This window comes from Tepidibacter sp., from assembly GCF_025210165.1.
In the GTDB taxonomy this organism is placed as follows: Bacteria; Bacillota; Clostridia; order Peptostreptococcales; family Peptostreptococcaceae; genus Tepidibacter_A.
The window spans coordinates 1-23,697 of the sequence record NZ_JAOASI010000075.1 but is presented as its reverse complement, the minus strand read 5'-3'; the positions used below and the strand labels follow the sequence as shown (position 1 = coordinate 23,697).

21 protein-coding genes are annotated in these 23,697 nt (G+C 29.1%); 12 read left to right on the top strand and 9 right to left on the bottom strand.

Annotated elements, in window-relative coordinates; translation table 11 throughout:
• Positions 1-5: 5 nt before the first annotated feature.
• Both N4A48_RS12470 and N4A48_RS12465 read right to left on the bottom strand, forming a co-directional pair.
• Positions 6-1,376 (bottom strand): aldehyde dehydrogenase, encoded by a 1,371-nt coding sequence (locus tag N4A48_RS12470; RefSeq protein WP_293666473.1) that lies wholly within the window; start codon positions 1,374-1,376, stop codon positions 6-8.
• Between the two features lie 179 nt (positions 1,377-1,555).
• Complete coding sequence (locus tag N4A48_RS12465) at positions 1,556-1,867, bottom strand: ArsR/SmtB family transcription factor (protein WP_293666472.1); 312 nt, start codon at positions 1,865-1,867, stop codon at positions 1,556-1,558.
• A gap of 184 nt (positions 1,868-2,051) precedes the next feature.
• Between N4A48_RS12465 and N4A48_RS14995 the strand changes: the two genes are divergently transcribed.
• Positions 2,052-3,320 carry a hypothetical protein gene (locus N4A48_RS14995; protein ID WP_330665128.1) on the top strand — a complete coding sequence of 423 codons (1,269 nt, stop codon included), beginning with the start codon at positions 2,052-2,054 and terminating at the stop codon, positions 3,318-3,320.
• A 20-nt stretch (positions 3,321-3,340) separates the two neighbouring features.
• Here the strand turns inward: N4A48_RS14995 and N4A48_RS12455 are convergent, their stop codons facing one another.
• A complete protein-coding gene (locus tag N4A48_RS12455) occupies positions 3,341-4,276 on the bottom strand; it encodes a multicopper oxidase family protein (protein WP_293666471.1) in 936 nt (311 codons plus the stop codon).
• Positions 4,277-4,453: 177 nt separating this feature from the next.
• Between N4A48_RS12455 and N4A48_RS12450 the strand changes: the two genes are divergently transcribed.
• The 6 genes from N4A48_RS12450 (at position 4,454) to N4A48_RS12425 (ending at position 11,036) form a co-directional block, all read left to right on the top strand.
• On the top strand, positions 4,454-4,822 hold the full coding sequence (locus tag N4A48_RS12450) for a carboxymuconolactone decarboxylase family protein (protein ID WP_293666469.1): 369 nt from the start codon (positions 4,454-4,456) through the stop codon (positions 4,820-4,822).
• Positions 4,823-4,876: 54 nt separating this feature from the next.
• Entirely contained in the window at positions 4,877-6,526 is a 1,650-nt protein-coding gene (gene hcp, locus N4A48_RS12445) for a hydroxylamine reductase (protein WP_293666467.1), read from the top strand.
• Positions 6,527-6,790: 264 nt separating this feature from the next.
• Positions 6,791-7,138 (top strand): RidA family protein, encoded by a 348-nt coding sequence (locus N4A48_RS12440; RefSeq protein WP_293666465.1) that lies wholly within the window; start codon positions 6,791-6,793, stop codon positions 7,136-7,138.
• 92 nt (positions 7,139-7,230) lie between these two features.
• Positions 7,231-7,926: a response regulator transcription factor gene (locus N4A48_RS12435; protein ID WP_330665127.1), complete on the top strand. Its 696-nt coding sequence runs from the start codon at positions 7,231-7,233 to the stop codon at positions 7,924-7,926.
• Complete coding sequence (locus N4A48_RS12430) at positions 7,919-9,340, top strand: sensor histidine kinase (protein ID WP_293666463.1); 1,422 nt, start codon at positions 7,919-7,921, stop codon at positions 9,338-9,340. The genes N4A48_RS12435 and N4A48_RS12430 overlap by 8 nt, the downstream gene beginning before the upstream one ends.
• 151 nt (positions 9,341-9,491) lie before the next feature.
• Positions 9,492-11,036 (top strand): S-layer homology domain-containing protein, encoded by a 1,545-nt coding sequence (locus N4A48_RS12425; RefSeq protein ID WP_293666461.1) that lies wholly within the window; start codon positions 9,492-9,494, stop codon positions 11,034-11,036.
• A gap of 23 nt (positions 11,037-11,059) precedes the next feature.
• Here the strand turns inward: N4A48_RS12425 and N4A48_RS12420 are convergent, their stop codons facing one another.
• The 3 genes from N4A48_RS12420 to N4A48_RS12410 all read right to left on the bottom strand — a co-directional run bounded on the left by N4A48_RS12420 (position 11,060) and on the right by N4A48_RS12410 (position 12,149).
• A complete protein-coding gene (locus tag N4A48_RS12420) occupies positions 11,060-11,632 on the bottom strand; it encodes a manganese catalase family protein (RefSeq protein ID WP_293666459.1) in 573 nt (190 codons plus the stop codon).
• Positions 11,633-11,645: 13 nt separating this feature from the next.
• Positions 11,646-11,903 (bottom strand): spore coat protein CotJB, encoded by a 258-nt coding sequence (locus N4A48_RS12415; RefSeq protein ID WP_293666457.1) that lies wholly within the window; start codon positions 11,901-11,903, stop codon positions 11,646-11,648.
• Positions 11,904-12,005: 102 nt separating this feature from the next.
• Positions 12,006-12,149, bottom strand: coding sequence for a spore coat associated protein CotJA (locus N4A48_RS12410; protein ID WP_293666455.1), 144 nt, complete (start codon positions 12,147-12,149; stop codon positions 12,006-12,008).
• Positions 12,150-12,533: 384 nt separating this feature from the next.
• Between N4A48_RS12410 and N4A48_RS12405 the strand changes: the two genes are divergently transcribed.
• On the top strand, positions 12,534-13,229 hold the full coding sequence (locus N4A48_RS12405; protein WP_293666453.1) for an endonuclease/exonuclease/phosphatase family protein: 696 nt from the start codon (positions 12,534-12,536) through the stop codon (positions 13,227-13,229).
• A gap of 235 nt (positions 13,230-13,464) precedes the next feature.
• Here the strand turns inward: N4A48_RS12405 and N4A48_RS12400 are convergent, their stop codons facing one another.
• Positions 13,465-13,977: a ferritin gene (locus N4A48_RS12400; RefSeq protein ID WP_293666451.1), complete on the bottom strand. Its 513-nt coding sequence runs from the start codon at positions 13,975-13,977 to the stop codon at positions 13,465-13,467.
• A gap of 342 nt (positions 13,978-14,319) precedes the next feature.
• On the opposite strand from N4A48_RS12400, the gene N4A48_RS12395 reads away from it, so the two are divergent.
• The 4 genes from N4A48_RS12395 (at position 14,320) to N4A48_RS12380 (ending at position 22,943) form a co-directional block, all read left to right on the top strand.
• Complete coding sequence (locus tag N4A48_RS12395) at positions 14,320-15,195, top strand: class I SAM-dependent methyltransferase (protein ID WP_293666449.1); 876 nt, start codon at positions 14,320-14,322, stop codon at positions 15,193-15,195.
• Positions 15,177-15,863 (top strand): RluA family pseudouridine synthase, encoded by a 687-nt coding sequence (locus tag N4A48_RS12390; RefSeq protein ID WP_443081759.1) that lies wholly within the window; start codon positions 15,177-15,179, stop codon positions 15,861-15,863. Before N4A48_RS12395 ends, N4A48_RS12390 begins: the two co-directional genes overlap by 19 nt.
• 158 nt (positions 15,864-16,021) lie before the next feature.
• Positions 16,022-18,502: an S-layer homology domain-containing protein gene (locus N4A48_RS12385; RefSeq protein WP_293666445.1), complete on the top strand. Its 2,481-nt coding sequence runs from the start codon at positions 16,022-16,024 to the stop codon at positions 18,500-18,502.
• Positions 18,503-18,530: 28 nt separating this feature from the next.
• On the top strand, positions 18,531-22,943 hold the full coding sequence (locus N4A48_RS12380; RefSeq protein WP_293666443.1) for a hemoblobin-interacting domain-containing protein: 4,413 nt from the start codon (positions 18,531-18,533) through the stop codon (positions 22,941-22,943).
• 154 nt (positions 22,944-23,097) lie between these two features.
• Here the strand turns inward: N4A48_RS12380 and N4A48_RS12375 are convergent, their stop codons facing one another.
• Together N4A48_RS12375 and N4A48_RS12370 are read right to left on the bottom strand one after the other, a co-directional pair.
• Entirely contained in the window at positions 23,098-23,562 is a 465-nt protein-coding gene (locus N4A48_RS12375; protein WP_293666516.1) for a dicarboxylate/amino acid:cation symporter, read from the bottom strand.
• A 33-nt stretch (positions 23,563-23,595) separates the two neighbouring features.
• Positions 23,596-23,697: IS3 family transposase (locus N4A48_RS12370; RefSeq protein ID WP_293663950.1), on the bottom strand; the 102-nt coding region annotated here is incomplete at its 5' end.

The window sequence follows — 23,697 nt, the reverse complement described above, 5'->3', positions numbered from 1 at the left end:
TTAATTTACTTAAGAGCTCGTTTTATAGTATTAAGTTTTCCTTTGTATGGTGGAAATAAAATAGATAAATCAATTTTTGTGGATTTTTTAAGAACTGGCTTAGCATGAGACAATGTAAGAAAACCGTATTTACCATGATAATTTCCTAGTCCTGAATTACCAACTCCTCCAAATGGTAGATCATGAACACTCGAATGATTAATTGTATCGTTAATACATCCACCACCAAAAGACAATTCGTTCATGATTCTATCTTCAACAGATTTATTTTCGGTAAATAGATACAATGCTAACGGTTTTGGTCTACTTCTGACCTCATTAATCACTTCATTAAGATTTTTATATGTTAGTATTGGTAGTATTGGTCCGAATATCTCATCTTCCATAACTTTATCTTCCCATTTAACTGGATACATAATTGTTGGTTGAATGTAGTTTTGAGATTCGATAGTATTACCGCCAAATACAACTTTCTTGTCATCTATAAGACTTTTTAATCTATTAAAGTGTCTTGAACTCACAATTCTACCGAAATCTTTACTTTCATGAATTGAGTCTCCATAAAAATCTGTAATTACTTTCTTTAATTTACTAATAAATTCTTCAGCACGTCTTTCTGAAACATATACATAATCTGGGGCTATACAAACTTGACCAGAATTCAGAAATTTACCCCAAGCAATCCTTTTAGCTGCAACTTCTAAATTTGCACTATCGTCTATGATTGTTGGACTCTTACCACCTAATTCCAATGTTACAGGAGTCAAATTTTTTGAAGCTGCTTCCATAACAATTTTACCTACTGGAACACTTCCAGTAAAGAATATATGATCAAAGGGCATATGAATAAGAGTATTTGTTACATCTTTATCCCCTTGTATAACGGCAACAATTTTTTTATCAAAAGTTTGACTTATCAATCTTTCTATAAGATTTGATGTGTTTGGTGTATATTCAGATGGTTTTAAAATAGCAGTATTTCCTGAAGCAAAAGCTGCAACTAATGGTTCCATAAGAAGTTCAAATGGAAGATTAAAAGGTCCAATTATTAAAATTGATCCATAAGGTTCATAAATGATCTTTCCAGTTGAACCAAATTGATAAATGGGCATATGAGCCTTCTTTGGTTTCATCCAGCTTGCAACATTCTTTTTAGTAGATTTAATACTATTAAGAAGAACACCGATTTCTGTAAGGTATGATTCAAATTTTGATTTTCCTAAATCTAATTTGAGGCACTCTATAATGGCTTCTTCATTTTCTTTAATCATGTTTTCGAGTTTAGTTAAATTAGATTTTCTCCACTCTAGTGTTTTTGTAGCATTTGTATGAAAATATTCCTTCTGTTCATCTAATAGTTTTTGATAATCGGTCATTGTATACCTCCTATATAAGTTGTAATTAATATACTACTAATATCATGTTCAAAAATAATATTAGTATCAAATAAAAGATTTATTGATTTTTAATAAAATATATTCAATAGAGTTTATTGGTTTAAACTATTGAACGGTTAGGGTGAAATTAAATCAGCTTAAGCTGATTTATATAGTTTTTATCTGACTTCACATTCATTCATAACTAAATTAATTAACTTTTCCATTGATTCTAATGGCTCTCTTAAAGTCAAAAAATAAAAATTTTCAGTACCTCTTTTTTGAGAATTAACTAAGCCAGCTTGTTTCAAATTTTTTAGATGATGAGAAATAGCTGGTCGAGATAACTCAATATATTCAGAAATTTGACTTACATTCATTTCTTTTTTTTCGGTAAGAAGTATTATTATATCTTGTCTATAAGTATCTGCTAATGCAGAAAAGCAATCAGATAAATCTCTAAATAATTTGATTGTATTTGGACTACCCATAAGATCCCCCTAAACTAATATATTAGAAAAATTAAATGTTTAAATGTTTAAACGTTCGATTTATTCAATTATATCTGAGAAAAGTTTAATTGTAAATAATAAATTTAAAATTTTTTATAACAGAAACCTAATTAAGTATTTAGCATATTATATGAATACAGTGAAATATTTAAGGGGGGATATAATGTATTTCAATCCTATGTTTTTTCAACAACCTATGAGAAAACAAAATAAAAAAAGTTATATACTGGATTTTGAAAAAGGAGATGTTAATGGAGACAAAGTAGATGATAATGTATATTTAATAGGAGATAAACCTTTTGGTGACAGTAGTCCGTTTAGAGATAATATAAGAATAAAGATAGTAGATTCAAAAACGGGTCGTCAATATATAATTCCACTTAAAGAGAATGCAGGGTATAATCCAACTATATTTTTGGGAGACTTTACAGGTGATGGAGTAGATAATATATTTGTAGCTATAGATTCTGGTGGGAGTGGAGGATATGCTTTTTATTATATATACTCCTTCTTAAGAAATAAACCTAAATTAATATTTGATTTTGAAAAATTTAATAAAGATAATAAATATGAAGTAAACTATATGGACTATTATGAAGTAGAGGTAATTAAAGAGAGCGATAAAGAAAGGTATATACTAAATATTGAATATAAGGGAGATAAGTATTTATCTGAGATTTACAATGAAGATGGAACCTTAAAAGAAAGTATTAGTGGATGGGTAAATCCTCTTGGAGGATTATATCCAATAGATTTTAATCGAGATGGAGTATATGAATTATATGCACTTCAGAGAATCGCTGGAAGGTATAATGCAGATGGACTTGGATATGTTCAAACATCTCTTAAATGGGATGGTAGTAGTTTTTCACCATTTTTTCAAAGTGTTGGTATACCTGGATCAGAAAAAGAAGATGAAATTGAGATAGTTTGTGAGGCAGATCTTTCTGATGTGAAATATATTTATTCTGAGAACATTAAAGATGAAAAACTTGAAGAAGCTATTATAGATTTATATAAATTAGAACCATCAGATAATACCAGATATTATTACAATAGAATAGATTTTGATTCTGATGGAGTTCCAGAAGTATTTGTATATTTAGTGGGATCTAGTACATGTGGAACTGGAGGCTGTAGTGCAGCTATATTCAAAGAAGTTAACGGTGAGTATGAGAATGTTTCACGATTTACATTAGTTAATACACCTGTAATAGTAAGTAACACAAAGACTAATGGATATAATGATTTAATAATGAATGTATCGGGTGGAGGAATTGAGCCATTTTGTGCTGTTATGAAATATGATGGTAGTAATTATCCTAAAAATCCTTCAACTCAACCTAAGCTAGAGGAAGGAATTAAGGTTACAGGAATAGGAATAATAAATGATGAAATAAATCCAAATACAGGAATACCAATAGGGTTTTGATATCAAAACCCTATTGGTATTTAGAAACATTTTGCATATTCTTGATATCTTTTACTATCAAATCCTTTATATACAACAGCAGTTGCCATACCTCCAAATGGAAGGGTTTTATTGTTACTAACATGATGAGGAAAATGACAGTGAAGAGGCCAGATTCCTGGATTATTTGCATAGAACTCTATATCCCATGTTGATCCAGATTCAATCAATATTGTGTTTTTAAGTAATCTATTTTCTTTTTTTATGGTATTGCCATCTGATGCATTTATTAGAAATTGATGACCATGAAAGTGAATAGGATGGTTTGCAATACCTATATTTCCAAATCTTATCCTAACATTATCATCTTTTTCAATTAGCAACCTGTTGGTATAAGGAAAACATCTACCATTCATAGTAAAGAAATTCGCATCCATTGAGAATGGATTGATATCATAGACACCCTTTTTCAAAGAAAAAGGATCAATATTTTTGAGAGTATATGATCCAAGCATTATGAAAAAATCTCTTTGTATATCTTCTTTTTTTTCATCTGGATCAAGTATTATAAATCCTCCTTCAAGTCCCATCATATCTTGAACTATAGTATAAAAGTGAGAATGATACATATGGGTTCCTGGAGGGTTTGTTATTTTAAACCTATAGTCGAAATAACAGCCAGGATTTATTTGGGGAGAGGGTTCAACTGCTGGAACTCCATCCATATTATTAGGAATATCAAGACCATGCCAATGAATACTAGTTGGTTGGGGGAGTTGATTATATACTCTTATACATACCTCATCGTCAGGATATACAAATATAGTAGGACCTGGAGTTGATCCATTGTAACCCCAAGCATTCACATAAATACCTGGTAGTATTTCTCTTCTTACAGGTTGCGCTACAAGTTCGAAGTACTTAACATTACCTATCTTTTTATATTTTAATATAGGAACATCAGGTGTTATGACCATATATACACCTCCATTAATATTAATTCTATAAACTATATGATTGAACAGCACAATCTATACTTACTTCAGTAATTTATGGGAAAGCTAAAAATTCTAAGACTTAATCTAAAATACGTTTCACTTTATGATATTTATTACAAAAAATGGGTAATATATTGATAAAAAGGAGGTATTTTTATGGATAGAAAGAAACTACAGGATGAATTTAAAGAAGAGATAGGTTTTATACCTCCAGGTGTTATGGTATCTCAGAGACTTGGAGAAAGCTTTCAGGAGATAATATCCAGTTATCACCATGAAATTTGGCGAGACGGAGTGATACCTCTTAAGTATAGATACTTAATTGCACTTGCAACAGCTGTGTTTGAAGAAAATGAAACCAGAGGAAAGTTAGAAATGAATAAAGCTATAAAATATGGTGCAACAAAAGAAGAAATATTAGAAGTATTAAAGCAACAAGTTTGGATGAAGGGTGCTCCTACTTTAGTAAAAATAGCCCCTCTTGTAAAATATATGGATAGTAAATTTGAAAATAAAGTAGAATAAAAAAAGATTGTTTGAAGCAAACTAGGAAAAAATAGGTTTGAAAGGGTGTAAACAATGGATCATAAGATGTTTTGTTGGCAGTGTGAGCAAGCAGCAGGAGGAAAGGGATGTACAGAAGTAGGAGTATGTAGTAAGGATGCTGATGTAGCTAAGATGCAGGATGTACTCATTTATTTATGTAAGGGAATTGGATTTTATGCTAATGAAAATATCAAAAAAGGTAATAAAGTTTCTCAAGAAATAGGGGAATTTTTTACAGAATGTGTATTTTCAACTTTAACAAATGTCAATTTTGATCCACAAAGATTTGTGGATTATATAAAAGAAGGAAATAAAGTTAAAAAAGAGCTTAAAGAGAAATTAGGAAATATAGAAAATGTACCAGATGGAGCAGATTTTATAGCACCAGAAACTAAAGAAGAGATAATAAGCTTAGAGTTTGGACCTAATTTAGGGGTTATGGATGATGAGACGTTAGATATGGATGTTCGTTCTTTAAGAGAATTCTTAATATATGGAATAAAAGGTATGGGAGCCTATCATCATCATGCATATGTTCTAGGAAAATTTGATGAAGAAGTAGCAAATTTTATGTATAAGGCTATGGGAACAACATTAAATAGAAATGCTAGCGTTGAGGAGTATTTCGATTTAAACATGGAAGCTGGAAAAGCTAATCTAAAATGTATGGAATTACTTGATGCTGCAAATACAGGATCATTTGGAGATCCTGAACCTACACAAATGCTTATAACAAATAAAAAAGGACCATTCATAGTTGTATCAGGACATGATTTAAGAGATTTAGGAGACTTATTAGAGCAAACAAAGGATAAAGGAATAAATATATATACTCATGGAGAGATGTTGCCATGTAATGCATATCCAGGATTAAAAAAATATCCTCATTTAATAGGAAACTATGGTGGAGCTTGGCAAGATCAGCAAAAAGAGTTTGATTCATTGCCTGGAGCTATACTTATGACTAGTAACTGTATGATGAAGCCAAGAGATAATTATAAGGATAGAATATTTACATCAAGTATAGTAGGATGGCCAGAAGTTACTCATATAGAAACTATAAATGGTAAAAAAGACTTTACGCCTGTTATTGAAAAGGCATTAGAACTTGGTGGATTTAATGAAGATGAGGCAGAAAAAAGAATTCCAATGGGATTTGGAAAAAATGCATTGCTTAGCAATGCTGGTGCAATAGTTGATGCTGTTAAAGCTGGAGATATAAAGCACTTCTTCTTAATTGGAGGATGTGATGGAGCTAGACCTGGAAGAAACTATTTTACAGAATTTGCACAAAAAACTCCTAAAGATACAGCTATATTAACTCTTGCTTGTGGAAAGTTCAGATTTAATAAATTAGACTTAGGAACAGTAGCTGGTTTTCCTAGAATACTTGATTGTGGTCAATGTAATGATACATATACTGCTATTCAAGTAGCTCTAGCTTTATCTAAAGCATTTGATTGTGGAGTAAATGAATTACCTTTATCATTTATAATTACATGGTATGAGCAAAAGGCAGTTGCTGTTCTTCAGACATTGCTTTATTTAGGAATTAGAGATATATATTTAGGACCTACATTACCAGCATTTGTAACACCAAATGTTTTACAGGTATTAGTAGATAAATTTAATATAAAACCAGTTTCTACACCTGATGATGATTTAAAAACTATACTTGGATAAAGTGAAACTTAATTCATATGGAGTTTTTACTTCAACTGAATTTTTAGTTGAACTAATTTAGAAGCTGTTAAGTTCTTATCTCCAGCCTTAAAAGGATGGAGTATTAGAACTTTTAGCTTTCGGATAAAGTCAAAACTGTTGACTTTATAGTAAACAGTTATTATATAGTCACCGCGTTAGCGAGTAGACGAATTTCATTGAAAATAATAAATACCTCTGCTATAATAACTAAAGGTTACAATAACAAACTTGGAGGTATTTATAATGGAAATCAAAAGATATGAAGGAACGGGAAGAATGAGTAGAGCTGTTGTACATAATGAAACTATTTACTTATGTGGACAAACTTGTTCAGATAAAGAAGGAATAAAAGAGCAAACTAAGGTTGTTCTTGAGAAAATAGAAGATTTACTAAATAAATATGGATCAGATAAGAGACATATACTATCTACTACTATCTACTTAAAAGATATTTCTATGTTCCAGGATATGAATGAAGTATGGGATAATTGGGTTGAAGATGGATTTGAACCTGCAAGAGCATGTGTTGAAGCTAAGATGGCTAGAGAATCTATATTGGTTGAAATGTCAGTTGTAGCTGCTGTTAAATAAACAAAAAATCTCCTATAGCATAAATTGCTATAGGAGATTTTTTAATTATAATTTATAATTATATGTATAGACCTTAAGAAAGGAGTCAGCATATGAATATAAATATATTGATAGTAGAAGATGAAGAGGATATAAGAAATTTATTATCTGTTAGTCTATCTAATCAAGGATATAATATAATTGAAGCATCAAATGGCATAGAGGGATTAGAATTATTTTATAAAAATGATATTGATTTGATAATGATAGATGTTATGATGCCTATTATGGATGGATTTAAGACTGTTTCTAAAATAAGAAAAACTAGTAAAGTTCCTATAATATTTCTAACAGCAAGAGATGATGAAACGGATAAAGTTTTAGGATTTGGATTGGGTGCTGATGATTATGTAGTAAAGCCTTTTAGTATAGCAGAGGTTATTTCTAGAGTACAAGCCCATCTTAGAAGGTATATAGAGTATGGTCAAAATAATACTAACAAAGTAATTATAAATGGAAGTATAAGTATAGATATTGAAAATTATATAGCTAGAAAGAATAATATAGATATAGATTTAAATCCTAAAGAATTAAAGATACTAGCATTATTTATGGAAAATATAGGATGCATATATACTAAAAAGCAGATATATGAAAAAGTATGGGAAGATATATATCATGGAGATGATAATACTATAATGGTTCATATAAGCCATTTAAGAGAAAAAATAGAGGATGATCCTAAAAAGCCTAAATATATAAAGACTATAAGAGGAATAGGATATAGGATGGAAAAAAGTCATGATTAAGATACCTGATGTTTTCAGAAAAATAAATATATCTACAAAGTTATTTTTAAACTATTTATTTTTATTTGTAATAGTTGTATTTATATTGATCTTTAGTTCTGTTGGAGGAACATTTTATATTCAAAAACACAATAAGGGTACTATAGATTATGTAGATATGGAAAGTCTTTATGAAAATATATATGAGTATGGAATTGATGGAGCTTGTAAAAGTGAGGGGATTAAAGATACCTCATATGTAGAGTTATTAGATGAAAATCTAAAAGTACTAGAGGAGTACAACAGTGTACATACAAAAGGATATGTATATGAACAAAAAGAATTTAATAAAATAATAATACCAAACTATTATTACTATCGATATTCAGAGGATATAAATGAAAAATCAAATAGCTTTGATGTTTATTATTCTAAAAAAACTGGAAATATTCTATTGGCATCTGTTCCAAATCAGGAAATTAAATTCATAGAAAATGCATTTAAAGTTACATTTACAATATTTGTATTAGTATTACTGATGGTAATAATTATTTATGCAAAATGGACTTCTATAAGCTTAGTAAAACCTATTAAAGCTTTAGTTAAAGGGGTTAATGAAATAAGTAAGGGGAATTATAATACTAGGATTAATATAAAATCTAAGAATGAATTAGGCATTCTTAAGGATTCTATAAACAATATGAGTAAGAAGATAGAAGAAGAAATATTTCTTAGAGAAAAAGCTGAGAAGAATAGAAAAAGGTTAATACTTGATATATCTCATGATTTAAAAACCCCTCTAACTAATATAATGGGATATTCTGAGACTATATATTCTGATATAGAATTGGATGAATCAATTAAAAATAGATATTTAAATATAATAATTTCTAACAGTAAAAAAGCTAATAATCTTATAAGTGATTTATTTGAGTTGTCAAAAATAGATAGCGATGATAATAAAATTGAATTAAAAAAACAAGATATATGTGAATTTATGAGAGTGCTACTTATAGATTATGTTTTTGAAATAGAAGAAAATAATATGCATTATGAGTTTGATATACCTGATTATAATATAATGTGTAATATATGTGATAAATACTTGCAAAGAGCAATTGAAAATTTGATAGTGAATAGTATAAAATATAGTGGGAAAGAATCTACCATTAAGATTAAGGTTTCCCAAGAAAATAATAAGGCTGTTATAAATATTGAAGATAATGGAATAGGAATAAGGAAGGACTCTGTCAAAGATATATTTGAACCTTTTGTTAGAGCTGATTCTTCTAGAAATTCGAAAACTGGAGGAACAGGTCTTGGACTTGCTATAACAAAGGCAATAATAAAAAAGCACGGAGGAGATATAAATTTAGATACCAATGTTGGTAAAGGATGTAGATTTATAATAAGCATTCCTATAAGTAAAACTTAAAAAATCTATAGCAAAAAATGAAGTTATTCTTAATAAAAGGATAACTTTTTTTGTAATAAATTTCATTATCATACATTACTTACCTGTTGAATGGAGGTATAGTTAGTATGTACTATATATAGTACAGAGACTATATTAAAGGGGGTATGTTATGAGGAAGAGGTTTATAATCATTATTGCTATTTGTATATTAGCTATGAGCTTTGAATATATAGCTTATTCACAGAGAATAAACACAGGCTATGTATATTTCGGGAATAAGTATAAGTATCAAGATGCAGTAAATAGTACTAATAATTCTCTAGATACTGTTTATCCCAGTTATTTTGATATAGATGAGGATGGAAACTTAAAAATAACTCAAACTTTAGATGAATACTTAATAAAGGATATGCATAATAAAGGGGTAAAAGTAGTTCCCTTTATTAGTAATCATTGGGATAGAGAATTAGGAAGACAAGCTCTTTCTAATAAGCACAATTTGGCTAATCAAATTGCAGAAGCTATAGAAAAATATGATTTAGATGGGGTTAATGTAGATATAGAGAATGTTACCGATGAAGATAGAGATGATTATACTGATTTTGTAAGAATATTAAGCGAAATTATAGATGAAGATAAAGAAATTTCAGTAGCAGTTGCTGCAAATCCTAATGGGTGGACTTCTGGATGGCATGGTTCTTATGATTATGAAAAATTAGCTATTTATAGTGATTATATATTTTTGATGGCATATGATGAAAGTTATATAGGAGGACCTGAAGGCCCTGTTGCTAGTATACAATTCGTTGAAAATTCAATAACACAGCTAATTAAATATGTAGATAACGATAAAGTAATACTAGGCATACCATTTTATGGAAGGTATTGGAAAAAAGAAGACTCTTATGGAGGACATGGAGCTAGTTTGAGAAGAATAGAAGAAGCTATAAGTAAATATCCATCGGATGTTATATTTGATGAAAGTTCAAAATCTGTAAAGGCTACAGTATCTAAAGATGATGGAACATATATATATTGGTATGAAAATGAACAATCTATAATAGAAAAGCTAAAACTTGTAGAAAAATACGATTTAAAAGGAAGTGGAAGCTGGAGTTTAGGCCAGGAAGATAAAAGCATTTGGAATTATTATTCAAGATGGTTAGAGGGTGAATATCTAGTTGATATATATGATCACTGGGCTAGTTATAGTATAAATAATATGATAGATAATAAAATAATGAATGGAATCTCAAACATGTATTTTGCTCCTGATGATAATCTTACAAGAGCTCAAGCAGCAGTTATCTTAACAAGACTTCTTGAAATAGATGATGAGAATATAGATTCTAATAGTTTTGATGATGTATCAAAGGAGTATTGGGCATATAATGAGATAGAGCTAGCTAAGAAATACGGACTTATCAATGGAAAAGAAGAAAATAAATTCTATCCAAATGAACCTATAACAAGAGAAGAAGTTTCTGCAATGTTAAGTAGACTTATAAAAAGTAGTCATAGTAATGATAGTATAAATTTCAATGATGTAAATGATAATATGTGGTCATATGATTATATAAATAATATGAGTAGTATGAATATACTAAAAGGCTATGAAGGAGATATGTTTTATCCAAAGAGAAATTTAACTAGGGCAGAGATATCTACTATAATTGATAGAATGTTAAAATATAATATAGAATATATTAAATAAGAGCTGTGAATCACAGCTCTTATTTAATATATTTTTTTGCAGTCGTTAAAGTCATATACATCCATTAAAGCTTCACCAAATCTTTGATAATGTACAACTTCTCTTTCTCTTAAGAATTTAAGTGTATCTATTAAATCTGGATCATCTGTAAGATTAATAAGATGTTCATATGTTGTACGGGCTTTTTGTTCAGCAGCCATGTCGTTGTGCAAATCTGTTATAGGGTCTCCTAAAATTCCTATATAAGAGGCAGTCCACGGTACACCACTTGCATCACAAGGAAATACAGCATGATCATGTTGTGTATATTGAGAACCAAGACCTGCTTCTTTTAACTCTTCAGGGGTAGCTCCTCTTAATAATTGGTATACCATAGTAGCTATCATTTCTGCATGACCAAGTTCTTCACTACCTATATCTGTAAGGAGAGCTTTTGCTTTATTAGTTGGCATAGTATATCTTTGATTAAGATAAGTCATAGCTGCACTTAATTCACCATCTGGACCACCTAGCTGAGTTACTATATATTTTGCCATTTCTATATTTTTAGATTTAATATTTACAGGATACTGTAATTTTTTTTCATAAATCCACATAAAATAATCCTCCTTATTGATATTCCCACGGCCACGGATCATTTATCCAATTAAATGGATATTTAGCTAATGAAAATCCGAAATTAGTAAGTGGACCATATCTCATTTCATATATTTTTCTTAATCTACAAGCTTCTTCAGCAAGCATGTTAAAGTCCATTAAAGCCTTTTGATCTTTTGGGTGAGTATCTAAGTATAGGTTAAGATCAAGACAAGCAAATTCTACTTGTTGAATCTTGGTTAATAAATCATTTCTAGACATATCTTTCATAACTATTTCCTCCTAGCTGATTTCTTTTTATAACGAATAGGAAATTATATTCTTTTTTAAGTTGTAGATAAATATAATTTTCGTTATGAGTTTCAAAAAAGTTTACATAGAAGATTTTTTTGAAAGAGGAACTTTTTTATATGGTTTGTAAAGTTCAGGAAAAATAGTTCCTTTTTTAAATCCTTTGTTTAAAGGGTACATGTACATGTATTTTTGTATGCATACATACGGTCTTGCTAGTTTCATTTATATTAACCTCCTTAAGAATGTCCTTGATATTATTTTATAAAATATTCTTAAAAAGGTTCTTGTATGTTAAAAGATAAGGGGAATTAAATAAGGTTAGGTTTCTAAGCGAAAAATGATACTCATTTAAATACCGCTACTTAGGCAATATTTTTATAAAACTATAGACTGAGCCTTATTAAATATCCTAAAACTTCATAAACTCGCTATGCTCAAACAATGAAGTTTCTTAACGGATATTTAAACACCTCAGTCTAAGTTTTATAGAAAAATATTAACCAAAATTAGCTAACATTTAAATGAGCATCATTTTTACATATATTCTAAAATTTCATTTATATGGTATTATTATTTTAGAATCAGTGATTAGATAAGGAGGTATATATGCGTATTGTGTCATGGAATTGCAATGGAGCTTTTAGAAGGAAGTATAAAGAATTGATAAGTTATAATTGTGATATTCTAATCATCCAAGAATGCGAAAATCCTAATTTAGTTAAATATACAAAAGAATTTGAATTATTTATGCCTAATTTTATATGGGTGGGAGATAATAAGAGTAAAGGATTAGGGGTATTTAGTAAATATAAATTAGATGATAATTTATGGGATTGTGGAGGTACTAAGTATTTTATATCATGTAGAGTAAACAATGAATTTGATTTGTTAGGACTATGGTGTCATCATGCTAATTCACCTACATTTGGGTATATAGGTCAGATGTGGAAGTATATGAAATTAAATAAAGAAAAGATAAGAGGCAAGGATATTATAATTGGTGGAGATTTTAATAGTAACAAAATTTGGGATGTTTGGGATAGATGGTGGAATCATAGTGATGTTTTTAATGAATTAGGCGATATAGACATTAAAAGCTTATATCATCAACATTATAATGAAGAGCAGGGAAAAGAATCTATACCTACACTTTATCATAGAAAAAATATAGAAAAACCTTATCATGTTGATTATATACTAGCATCTAAAAGATTTTGCAACTCTTTATCAAAGTTTGAAATAGGAAATTATAAGAAATGGATTAAGGTAAGTGATCACATGCCTTTATTTATTGACGTGTAGTAAACTAGATATGTAGAAGATTTTATCGTTTAATAATCCGTTAAGAAATTTACGTGTTTGACCGTAGGGAGTTCGTAAATTTTAGGCTTATTAATAAGGCAAAATTTTAGTTGTATTCAAAATATCGTTGCATGAGTGGTATTTTTATAGAAAGTTTAGACACCCCCCATATTAAAAACAAAGAATAGTATATTAAAAAAGGAGACATTTATAAATATCTCCTTTTTTAATGCTATTATGCATCTAGTGGTATTGGATTGAATACTCTTTGTCCCAACTCTTGATCTATCATTAAAAGACCTGCTGGATTATTGTTCATAAGTCTTAACTTTTTAACAATCTTTTCAACAGACTCTTCTTCTTCTGCTTGCTCTGTTATGAACCATTGTAGAAAAGCTGTAGTTGTATGATCTTTTTCTTCTAAAGCTATATCCATTAAATTATGTATAGATTTAGTTATACTTTTTTCATGATTAAGAGCTAATTCAAATACCTCAAGAACAGATTCGAAATCATTCTTTGGCTTACCTAAAGCTTCAAGCTCAACTGATCCTCCTAATCTTCCTATGAAGTTGAATATTTTGTAAGCATGAGATTGCTCTTCTTGAGCTTGTACATGAAAGAAGTTAGAAAATCCATCTAAATTTTGATCTGCACAATAAGCCTCCATAGCTATGTATAGATACTGTGAATAAAATTCCTTTTGAACTTGAGCATTAAGTGCATCAATTATTCTTTTATTGCCCATAAAAATACCTCCTTTTAAAATTTACATTCTTTATATAATTTACCCTGGAAAAATTAATATATTCAATACAATTATATATTAAAATATATACACAGAATAGTTATATTTCAAACTATCAAAAATAAATTTATCCGAAAGCTAAGAGTTCTAAGACTCCATCCTGGAGATGAGAACTCTACAGCTTCTGGATAAGTTCAACTAACCTTCAGATGGAGTTACAAACTTCACCTGAAGATAAGTTTCACTTGATTAAAAAGACGAATTTTTATTTTTTGTTGAAAACGGATATTATATTAGATATAATAATTTAATTGAAGATAAACACTAGGAGGTCAAAAATAAATGATGTTACTTGCAAATGAATGGAAGAATTATGAATTAATAGATACTGGAGATGGAGAAAAATTAGAAAGATGGGGAGAATATGTATTAAGAAGACCAGACCCTCAGATAATATGGCCACTTCAAGATGAATGGTCTTTATGGAAAAAACCACATGGACATTACCACAGAAGTAATAGAGGTGGAGGAGAATGGGAATATAAAAAGAAAACGCCTGAAAAATGGACTATAAAATATAAGGATTTATCTTTTTACATAAAACCTACAGGATTTAAGCATACAGGGTTATTCCCAGAACAAGCTGCTAACTGGGATTGGATAATAAGTAAGATACAAAAAGCTAATAGACCTATAAAAGTTCTTAACTTATTTGCATACACTGGTGGAGCAACAGTTGCATCGGCTTATGGAGGAGCAGCTGAGGTTTGTCATGTAGATGCTTCAAAGGGAATGGTTAATTGGGCTAAAGAAAATGTTCAATTATCTGGTCTTGGAGATAGAAAAGTAAGATTTATAGTAGATGATGTATTTAAATTCGTTCAAAGAGAAATAAGAAGAGGAAGAAAATACGATGCTATAATAATGGACCCTCCATCTTATGGAAGAGGACCTGGAGGAGAGGTTTGGAAGATAGAAGAAAAATTACATGAATTTATAGAACTTTGCATGAACGTATTATCTGATGAACCACTATTTATGCTTGTAAACTCTTATACATCTGGATTCTCACCAGTGGTTATAGAGAATATATTAAGATCATCTATAGGTAAGAAATACGATGGAAATATAACATCTGGAGAAATAGGAATACCTATAACTAAAACAGGACTAGTTCTTCCTTGTGGAATATTAGGAAGATGGGAGTCATCAAAATAATGAATCCAATATATGAAGATAACCATATAATATTATCTCAAAAACCTGTAAATATATTATCTCAAGCTGACAACACTAAAGATAAAGATATGCTCACTATTATAAAAGAATATATAAAAGAAAAGTATAATAAACCTGGAAATGTATATTTAGGACTAGTACATAGGCTAGATAGACCAGTAGGTGGTTGCATGGTTTTTGCAAAAACATCAAAAGCAGCATCTAGACTTTCAGAACAAGTTAGAAACAGAAGCTTCAAAAAGACGTATTTAGCTGTAGTAAGAGGCTCTTTAAATGATACACATGGAACACTAAAGGACTATCTATACAAGGATACTAAAACCAATATGTCTAGAACTGTAAATAAGAATTTCAAAGGAGCAAAAGAAGCTATTCTTGATTATGAAGTTCTTGGACATGAAAATAACTTAACCTTAGTTAAGATAAAATTAAAAACAGGAAGAGCTCATCAAATAAGAGTTCAATTTGCAAGTAGAAAAAATGCCTTATATGGAGACCAAAGATATGGAAAAGATGTTAATAAGGTAGGACAGCAAATTGCACTTTGGTCATATGAAATAGGAATAACACATCCAACGCTTAAGGAAGATATGAAATTTACTTGTATACCACCTAATGAGTATCCTTGGAATTTGTTTAAATTATAAATAAGACTTTCTTTTTTAGAGAGTCTTTTTTTGCGCCTAAAATACTGATTGCAAAATAGATATTGAAATAAAAGCCAAAATATGATAATGTTACAATGATAATGATTATCGTTATTGGCACGGGGTGTCAAAAAATATGAAAAAGGAGAGATCGGAGGATGAACAATTACCTAAAAAAATCATTCACAAGTTCTTTGGCAGTGGCTCTTAGTATAGTAATTGGTATACTGCCTATGAATGTAATGGGATTAGAAGAGTATTCGCAAGACAACAAAATAAATGACAGTATTCATTTGATTAAGGCTGATGGAACAAGTGGAGCAACAAAGAAAAAGCCCACATCAACTAAGCCAAGTGAAGTCAAATCAACACAGAAAATTAAAAAAACAAATACTAAAACAAAGAAAGTTCCAGTAGCAACAAAAAAAATAGAACAAAAGAAAATAGTAATACAAAATAATACAAATAAAGAAATCATAAAAAAACATTGGGCAGATGAGACTATTAATGAATTTAAACAAAAAGAAATAATAAAAGGCTACAATGGTGAAGATGTAAAGCCAGATAATAATATTACAAGAGCGGAATTCTTCACTCTAGTAAATAGGATTTTTAATTTTACAAACAAAGAAGAAAATAATTTTAAAGATGTAGCTAATGGAGACTGGTATGAAGAAAGTATACTTAAAGCAAAATCAGCAGGATACATAAAAGGTTATTCTACAGATGAAGGATTAATTATAAAGCCAAATGCTCCAATAACTAGAGAAGAAGCTGCAACTATTATATGTAGAGTTTTTAATTTAGATGAATTAGATAGTAGTGCTAAAAATTCATTTAAAGATGAAAATGAAATATCTAGTTATGCTAAAAATAATATACAAATATTAAATAGTAAAAAGTATATATCAGGATATATAGATAATACTTTTAAGCCTAAAAATAAAATAACACGAGCAGAGGCATTTAAGATGCTATCAAATGTTGCTGGAGAAATTTATAATAAACAAGGAACTTATAGTGATACATATGAAGGAAATCTTATTGTTAATAAGAAGGATATTAACTTAAAGGATTCAACTATTAAAGGTAATCTATATCTTACAGAAGGTATAGGTGAAGGTGAAATAACATTAGAGAATGTTAAGGTTTTAGGTAAAACTTTTATTAACGGTGGAGGAGAAAATAGTATTTATGCTAAAAACTCTGATTTAAATATTGTAATAGTTAATAAAAAAAATGGGAAGATTCGTATTGTAGCACAAGGAAAAACAAATATAAAAGATTTAAGAGCAGAGTCTGATATTAAAATAAATGTGGATAAAGAATCTAAAATAGAAAAATTAGAAATAGAAGATAAAGTAAAAAAAATAGATATCAAATCAGAAGGAAAGATAGAAAACGTAAAGGTAAAATCTAAAGAAGTAAGCATGAATGGAAAAAAAGTAGAAAAAGGTAAAACTCTAAAAATTGAAAAAAATAAAATTGAGGTAGACGGTAAGAAAGTAGATACAGTAAGTGGCCCTTCTAAAAAATCGAGCAATAAAAATAACGATAGTGGTGGCGGAAGTAGTCACAGTGGAGGAAGTAGCCAAAGCGGAGGAAGCAGTCCCAGTGAAGGAAGTAGCCAAAGCGGAGGAAACAACCAAAGTGGAGGAAGTAGTCATAGTGTTGATGAGGATAATTACAACATAATAAACACTAAAAAATCATCTATTATAGAAACAGAATCGGTATTATATGCTGTAGTGGTATTAGCAAAAGGAACTGTTGATGAGTACAACTTCTATATAGATCAAGATAAAGTAGAAATGGAAAAGGTAAATGCTGAAGGAACTGTTTTAAAGACAGAACTAAAAAATAGGAATACTAAGGAAGTAAAGGTTGTGAGTAAAAATTCGAGTGGCGAAGAAGTATTTAAATTTGGAGATATAGAAAAACCAGTAGCTTTAACAGATTTATTAGATAGCGATATACAAATAGAAGGTTTAGAGTTTAAAGAATCTGATCAAAACGATGGAAGCATAAAAAATACAGTTAGATTAATAATAAACAAAGATAAAAGTGCTACATTCTCATCAAAGATAAAATATGGAGATGTAGATGGGGTAACAGGAGCAAGTTTAGTAAAACCATCTAAAGATGGACAGGAAATCTCTGGATCAGTTGAAATACCAGAGGGGCTAAAATTAATTTTAAATAAAATAGATGATAAGACATTAGAATTAAAACTACAAGGAAATGCAAAACAACATAGTAAAGATAAATCATATAAGTTAACAATAGTAATATTAAAAGATTTATTTGAAAATACAAAAAATGATTTTGGGGGATTAAAAAGAGAAATTGATTTAAACTTTAATAACACAATAATAGAAAATACTACTGATAAATATGAATTTATAGACTCTAAAAAAACAAAAACAATAGAGACCGAAAGTGTTTTATACGCAGTTGTAGTATTAAAAAAAGGAAATGCAGATGAATATGAATTCTATTTAGATGAAAATAAAGTTCAAATGCAAAAAGTAGTTACTGAAGGTAATGTAGTAAAGGTAGAATTGAAAAATAGAGAAGCTAAAAATTTAAAAGTTAAAAATAAAGAAAACGGAAAAGAAGAAATTATTGTATTGAATTAATTAAAATATGAGAAGGGGAGAAGTTATTATGAATAAAAAGATTAATAAAAAAGTAGTTCCATTTTTAATATTTGCTCAAATAATGGCTACATCAGGACTTTCATATGCAGCGCCAAATGAAATACATGCATTTACAACTATGAAAAAATGGGATTATCATAGAACTAATTATGATACAGACGGAAATATAATATATAAACCAAAATCAGTTCAGTTTAGCACTCAAAATGAAGGAAATGTTAATGTAGATGATAGAATACCTAAATTAAGTTCTAAGGAAACTGAATATGGTCAAAATGTTGAAGTAATATTTGATAACAGTACTGCAGAGGCAAAGCAATGGGAAGCAAATATATATAGAGTAGTAAAGCAAAATTCAGATACACAAAATCCAAACTCAGTGCAAGATATTGTTTATAAAGTAGAAGATGGAAAAATAACCTTATATGGAGATTCAAGAGCGATTGATTATAATGATCAGCATTTAATAAAAATATATTCTACGGGATATGATACGATAAAAGGATTTATTCATATTGTAAAAGAAGCTCAAATACGTGTACATGGAAATTATAAGCCAATAGAAAATCAAGACTTACTATTTGAATTAGTAGACTTTGATTATAGAGTTACTAATCCAGTTTATGAAGTATTATTAGACGGAGAACCTTTAAAAGGAAACTGTAAAGATTATCATGTAGTATCTAATTTAATAAGACTTGAAAATGATGCACATTCTAAACTTACACAAGGGAAACACAAGATAACAGTAAAAGCAAAAGGATATAAAGATATCGAAACAGAATTCATAGTTGAAAAGGGTGATGGTTCAAATCCAAATCCTGATATTGATCATAATCAAGAAATTAAAACATTTTCAATGCCAATCAAGATTGCTACAAAAAATAAAAAAGTAAGAAATATAGACAGTATAAGTGGTGCATCTAGAGAAGCAGGGAAAAAACCTGATTCAGTAAGTGGAGCATCTGGTTCATTAGATACTCAAGCTAACCTAGTATTTGATTTTGACTTAGTATCTAATGCACAAATATTAAAAGAATTAGATATGGAAACTAAAAATTCTAAAAAAGTATTAGATATATGGAATTCATCTACTAAAGATGCAGCTAGTAAAGATGGAAAAATGCTAGAGTGGGGAGCATATACTAAGGCAGCTATGGATGCTAAGGTTAAAGGAGAATATATTACATTTGAAGAGTATATGGTTAGCCCAGAGGCTAAAGAATATAAAAATAGACCATATAATGTAAAATATGTATTAGACAATGGAGAATATGGAGAAGCACAGCCATTTGCACAAATAGATAAAAAAGAAGCACCTAGATTTAACTTAACAAATCAAAAGTTAGGTAAAGATATAGAGTTAAGCTCTGATTATAGTGAGTGGATAAAAAATATAGAATGTATAAAAGTAGGAAGCACTCAATTGTTTGATAAAGAATATACAAAAGAAAATGACAAAATAATAATCACTGGAGATAGATTCACTACAGGAAATAACAATATTATTATTGCATCTAAAGGATACAAAGATGCAAAAACAAGTGTATTAGTTGAAAAATCTTCAATTAATTTAAGCATTGATCCTGATACTAATACAACAGATCAAAATATAAATGTACTAGGAGTTACCTCAGATTTTGTAACAGATATTAAGAGTGTAAGATTAAATGGAAGAACTTTACTAAACCAAGCATCAGTGGGTTTAGGTAATTGGGGTTATAAAGTTCAAAGTGATAAAATTGTATTAAATAAAGATTTATTCAAAGATGAAACTAAGCAAACGCTTATAATAAATTCATATGGATATGAAGAAAAAAGGTTACAATTCCAATTAACTCAAGGAAGTGGTGTGATTGATCCACAAAATGATGTTGTACCAACTCCTAAAACTACACTAGGAACTTTAGGTAAAGAAGTAGTTATTACATGGGAAAAGGATAATCCTAAATGGAGAAGTGAAATAACACAAGTAAAAGTAGGAGGAGTTACAGTAAATTCGAGTAAGTATTCATTAGATGCTGGAAAAATCACTTTCAATGATTCTTCTGTATTTAGACAAGGAAGTAATGAAGTAGTTATAAAAGCAGGAAGCTACATAGATTTAAAAGTTAATCAAGAAATTATCAATGAGGTACCAGACTTTACTGTAACAGATGCAAATACTGCTGATGGAATAAAGATTACTGTTCCAGCTGCTAAATTTGGATGGATTGATAATATAACAGAAGTTAAGGTTGATGATCAATCAATAAATAAAGATAAATATACTAAGGGAGTATTATCAATTACAATAAATAAAGAAAAAGTATCTACTGTAAAAGACTATAAAGTGGAGATTTTAGCAAGAGGATATAAGAAATTAGAAGTTAATGTAGCTGTAAAAGATTTTACTAAGCCATTTACAGGTGTTAAAGAATCAGCAATTACATTAAATGCATCACAAGAAAATAAATTAGGAAAAGATGTAGAAATAACTTTTACAGATAATCAAGAATTTAGAACAAGCATACAAGATATTAAGATTAATGATGTTAAAGTAGCAGAAGATAAAGTGAAAATATCAAAAGGTAAAATAGTTATCGATAAAGACTTATTTGAAGAAGCTAAAGAATACACTATAAAAGTAGTAGCTTATGGATATGAAGATTCACAAGTTAGCCAAAATATAGGAACAGATACACAAAAACCAGTAGGAGAATTAACACCTCCAAACCTTGATATTGACTATATAAAGAAGACACAAACCTTAATTATACCAGCAAGTGATTGGACGAATAAAATAAATAAAATAAAAGTAAATGATAATACTTTAGCTAAAGATGTAGACTATTATAAAGATACTGCCAATTCGAAATTTGTAATAAAAGGTTCTGCATTTAATACATTAGGAGAAACAACTATTGTATTTAGTGCAGATGGATACAAAGATCTAACTCTTAAAGTAGTAGTACAAAATCCTGAAAAAGTACCAAATGAGGTAAGATTAAAAGGAAATAGCACAATTTCAACTGGAGAAGATGTAGTTGTCGATTTATCTGCTGTTTCATCTGAAATAAATGGATATAAAGTAGATGAAGTATATATAGGTCAAGAAAAGCTAAGTGGAGAGAATAAAGTAAATATTAGCGATTTAAATGTAATTATAAAAGGTGAAAACTTTAGTAAACCTGGAAATTACAAGATAATACTTAAAGCAAATGGATATGAAGATAAAGAGTTTGATATAACTGTAAATGGTCAAGAAAAACCACAATCAAATCACAATGCTCCAGTATTAACACAAGATACATCTGATAATTTCTTTAAACAAGATATAGAAATAACATTTAGCGATAATAGCGGATGGATTAACAAAATTAAAGATATAAAAATAAATAATAGTTCTTTAAGTAGTGATTTAAGTAAAGTTAATAAAGAAGCTGGAAAACTAACATTCCCTTCTTCATTATTTAATGCACCTGGAACGTATAACATAGAAATTATTGCAGATGGATTTAAAAGTGCAACAATAACACAAGAAATAAAGAAAGTAAAACCAATTATTACAACAAATCTATCTAATAAAACTGTAAATAGTGATAACTTTAAATTTACAGCAAAGGCAACAGATTTAGTTTCAAGAGAAAAGGTTACTACAGTAGTAAAATTAAATAATGGAGTGGTTACACCTAAAAAAGATACTATCGAATATTCAGTAACTTTACAAAAAGGTGATAATAGTATAACTATAGAGGCTACAGATACTGATGGATTAAAATCAAGTGAATCTTATACAGTAAAATATGAAATAGCACAAAATCTAAAGAATGTGCCTTCTTATGTAGATTTGAAAGAGTTATCAAAGTTAAAGCCAGGAGATGATATTAAAATAAAATTAGCTGGATCATACGATGATAAAGCTTATAGAGATGCTATGCAAAATGGATCTATAACAGTAGATGGCAAGGACTTTACAGCTTATATAATAGAAGAAATAAAAGAGGGAGTCTTTTCAAAATATTTTGCATTAGTATTAGATGGATCTAACTTTGATAATTATGCTACTTACAATATCACATTAAAAGCTCCAGGTTATAAGGATAAAAACTTACAAGTTGTAATAGCTAAAAAGAGCGTTCCATATTCTGTATCATTATTAAAATCACAAATTAATTCAGATGAAGACGTTAAGATTAAATTGGGAAGCACTACTTATGACCCAGAGGTAGCATATAAGGAAGCACTTAAATTAGGAGATATTACTGTAGATGGACAAAAAATTTCTAATTTTACAATAGCAGAAGAGAAAATTGGTTATAGTAATGTAAATTGCTTGACAATCAATAATCAATATTTTAATCAATCAAAGCAGTACACAGTAATCTTAAAGGCAAAAGGATATCAAGAAAAAGAATTCAAAATAACTGTAAATAAATAGAGTATTATACTATATGTTTAATTAAAGTATATTCACTGATAAAAGATGAACTAATAAAAAGGGATGATATTTAAATATCATCCCTTTTTATTAGTTAGATTTATTTTTTATAACAATTATGAATTTTTACACTTAAGAATATATATTAATCTGACTACTTAGCCAAAGCCTTCATTTCTTCTCTTTGCTTTAAATTCTCTATTATAACAGCACAAGAAGCATCTCCTGTTACATTTACTGCAGTTCTTAACATATCAAATATTCTATCTAATCCAAATAACAGTGGAAGACCCTCTACTGGGATATTAGCAGCAAGTAAGACTGCAACAACTAATAAAGAAGGACCAGGAACACCTGCTTGTCCTATAGAACCAACTGTTGCTGTAAGTATTATAGCTACATATGAGGCCATAGTAAGTTCGATTCCAAAGTACTGAGCGAAGAATACTGCTACAAGAGCATAATATATAGAGTTACCATCCATGTTTATAGTAGCTCCAAGTGGAAGTACGAAAGAAGTTACCTCTTTAGATACTCCAAGCTCATCTTCGCAAGTCTCTGTAGTTATAGGAAGAGTTCCCATAGAAGAAGCTGAAGAAAAAGCTACTGAAAAAGTAATCTGTACCCTTTGTAAAGGACAATTTAAAAAAGACTATGCTACATTAAGAAGATGATTTCTGTATTGGACAGGAGTCATCTTCTTTAATCCCCACTGATATCTATAGTTATTATAATAAGTCATGTATTGTTTAAT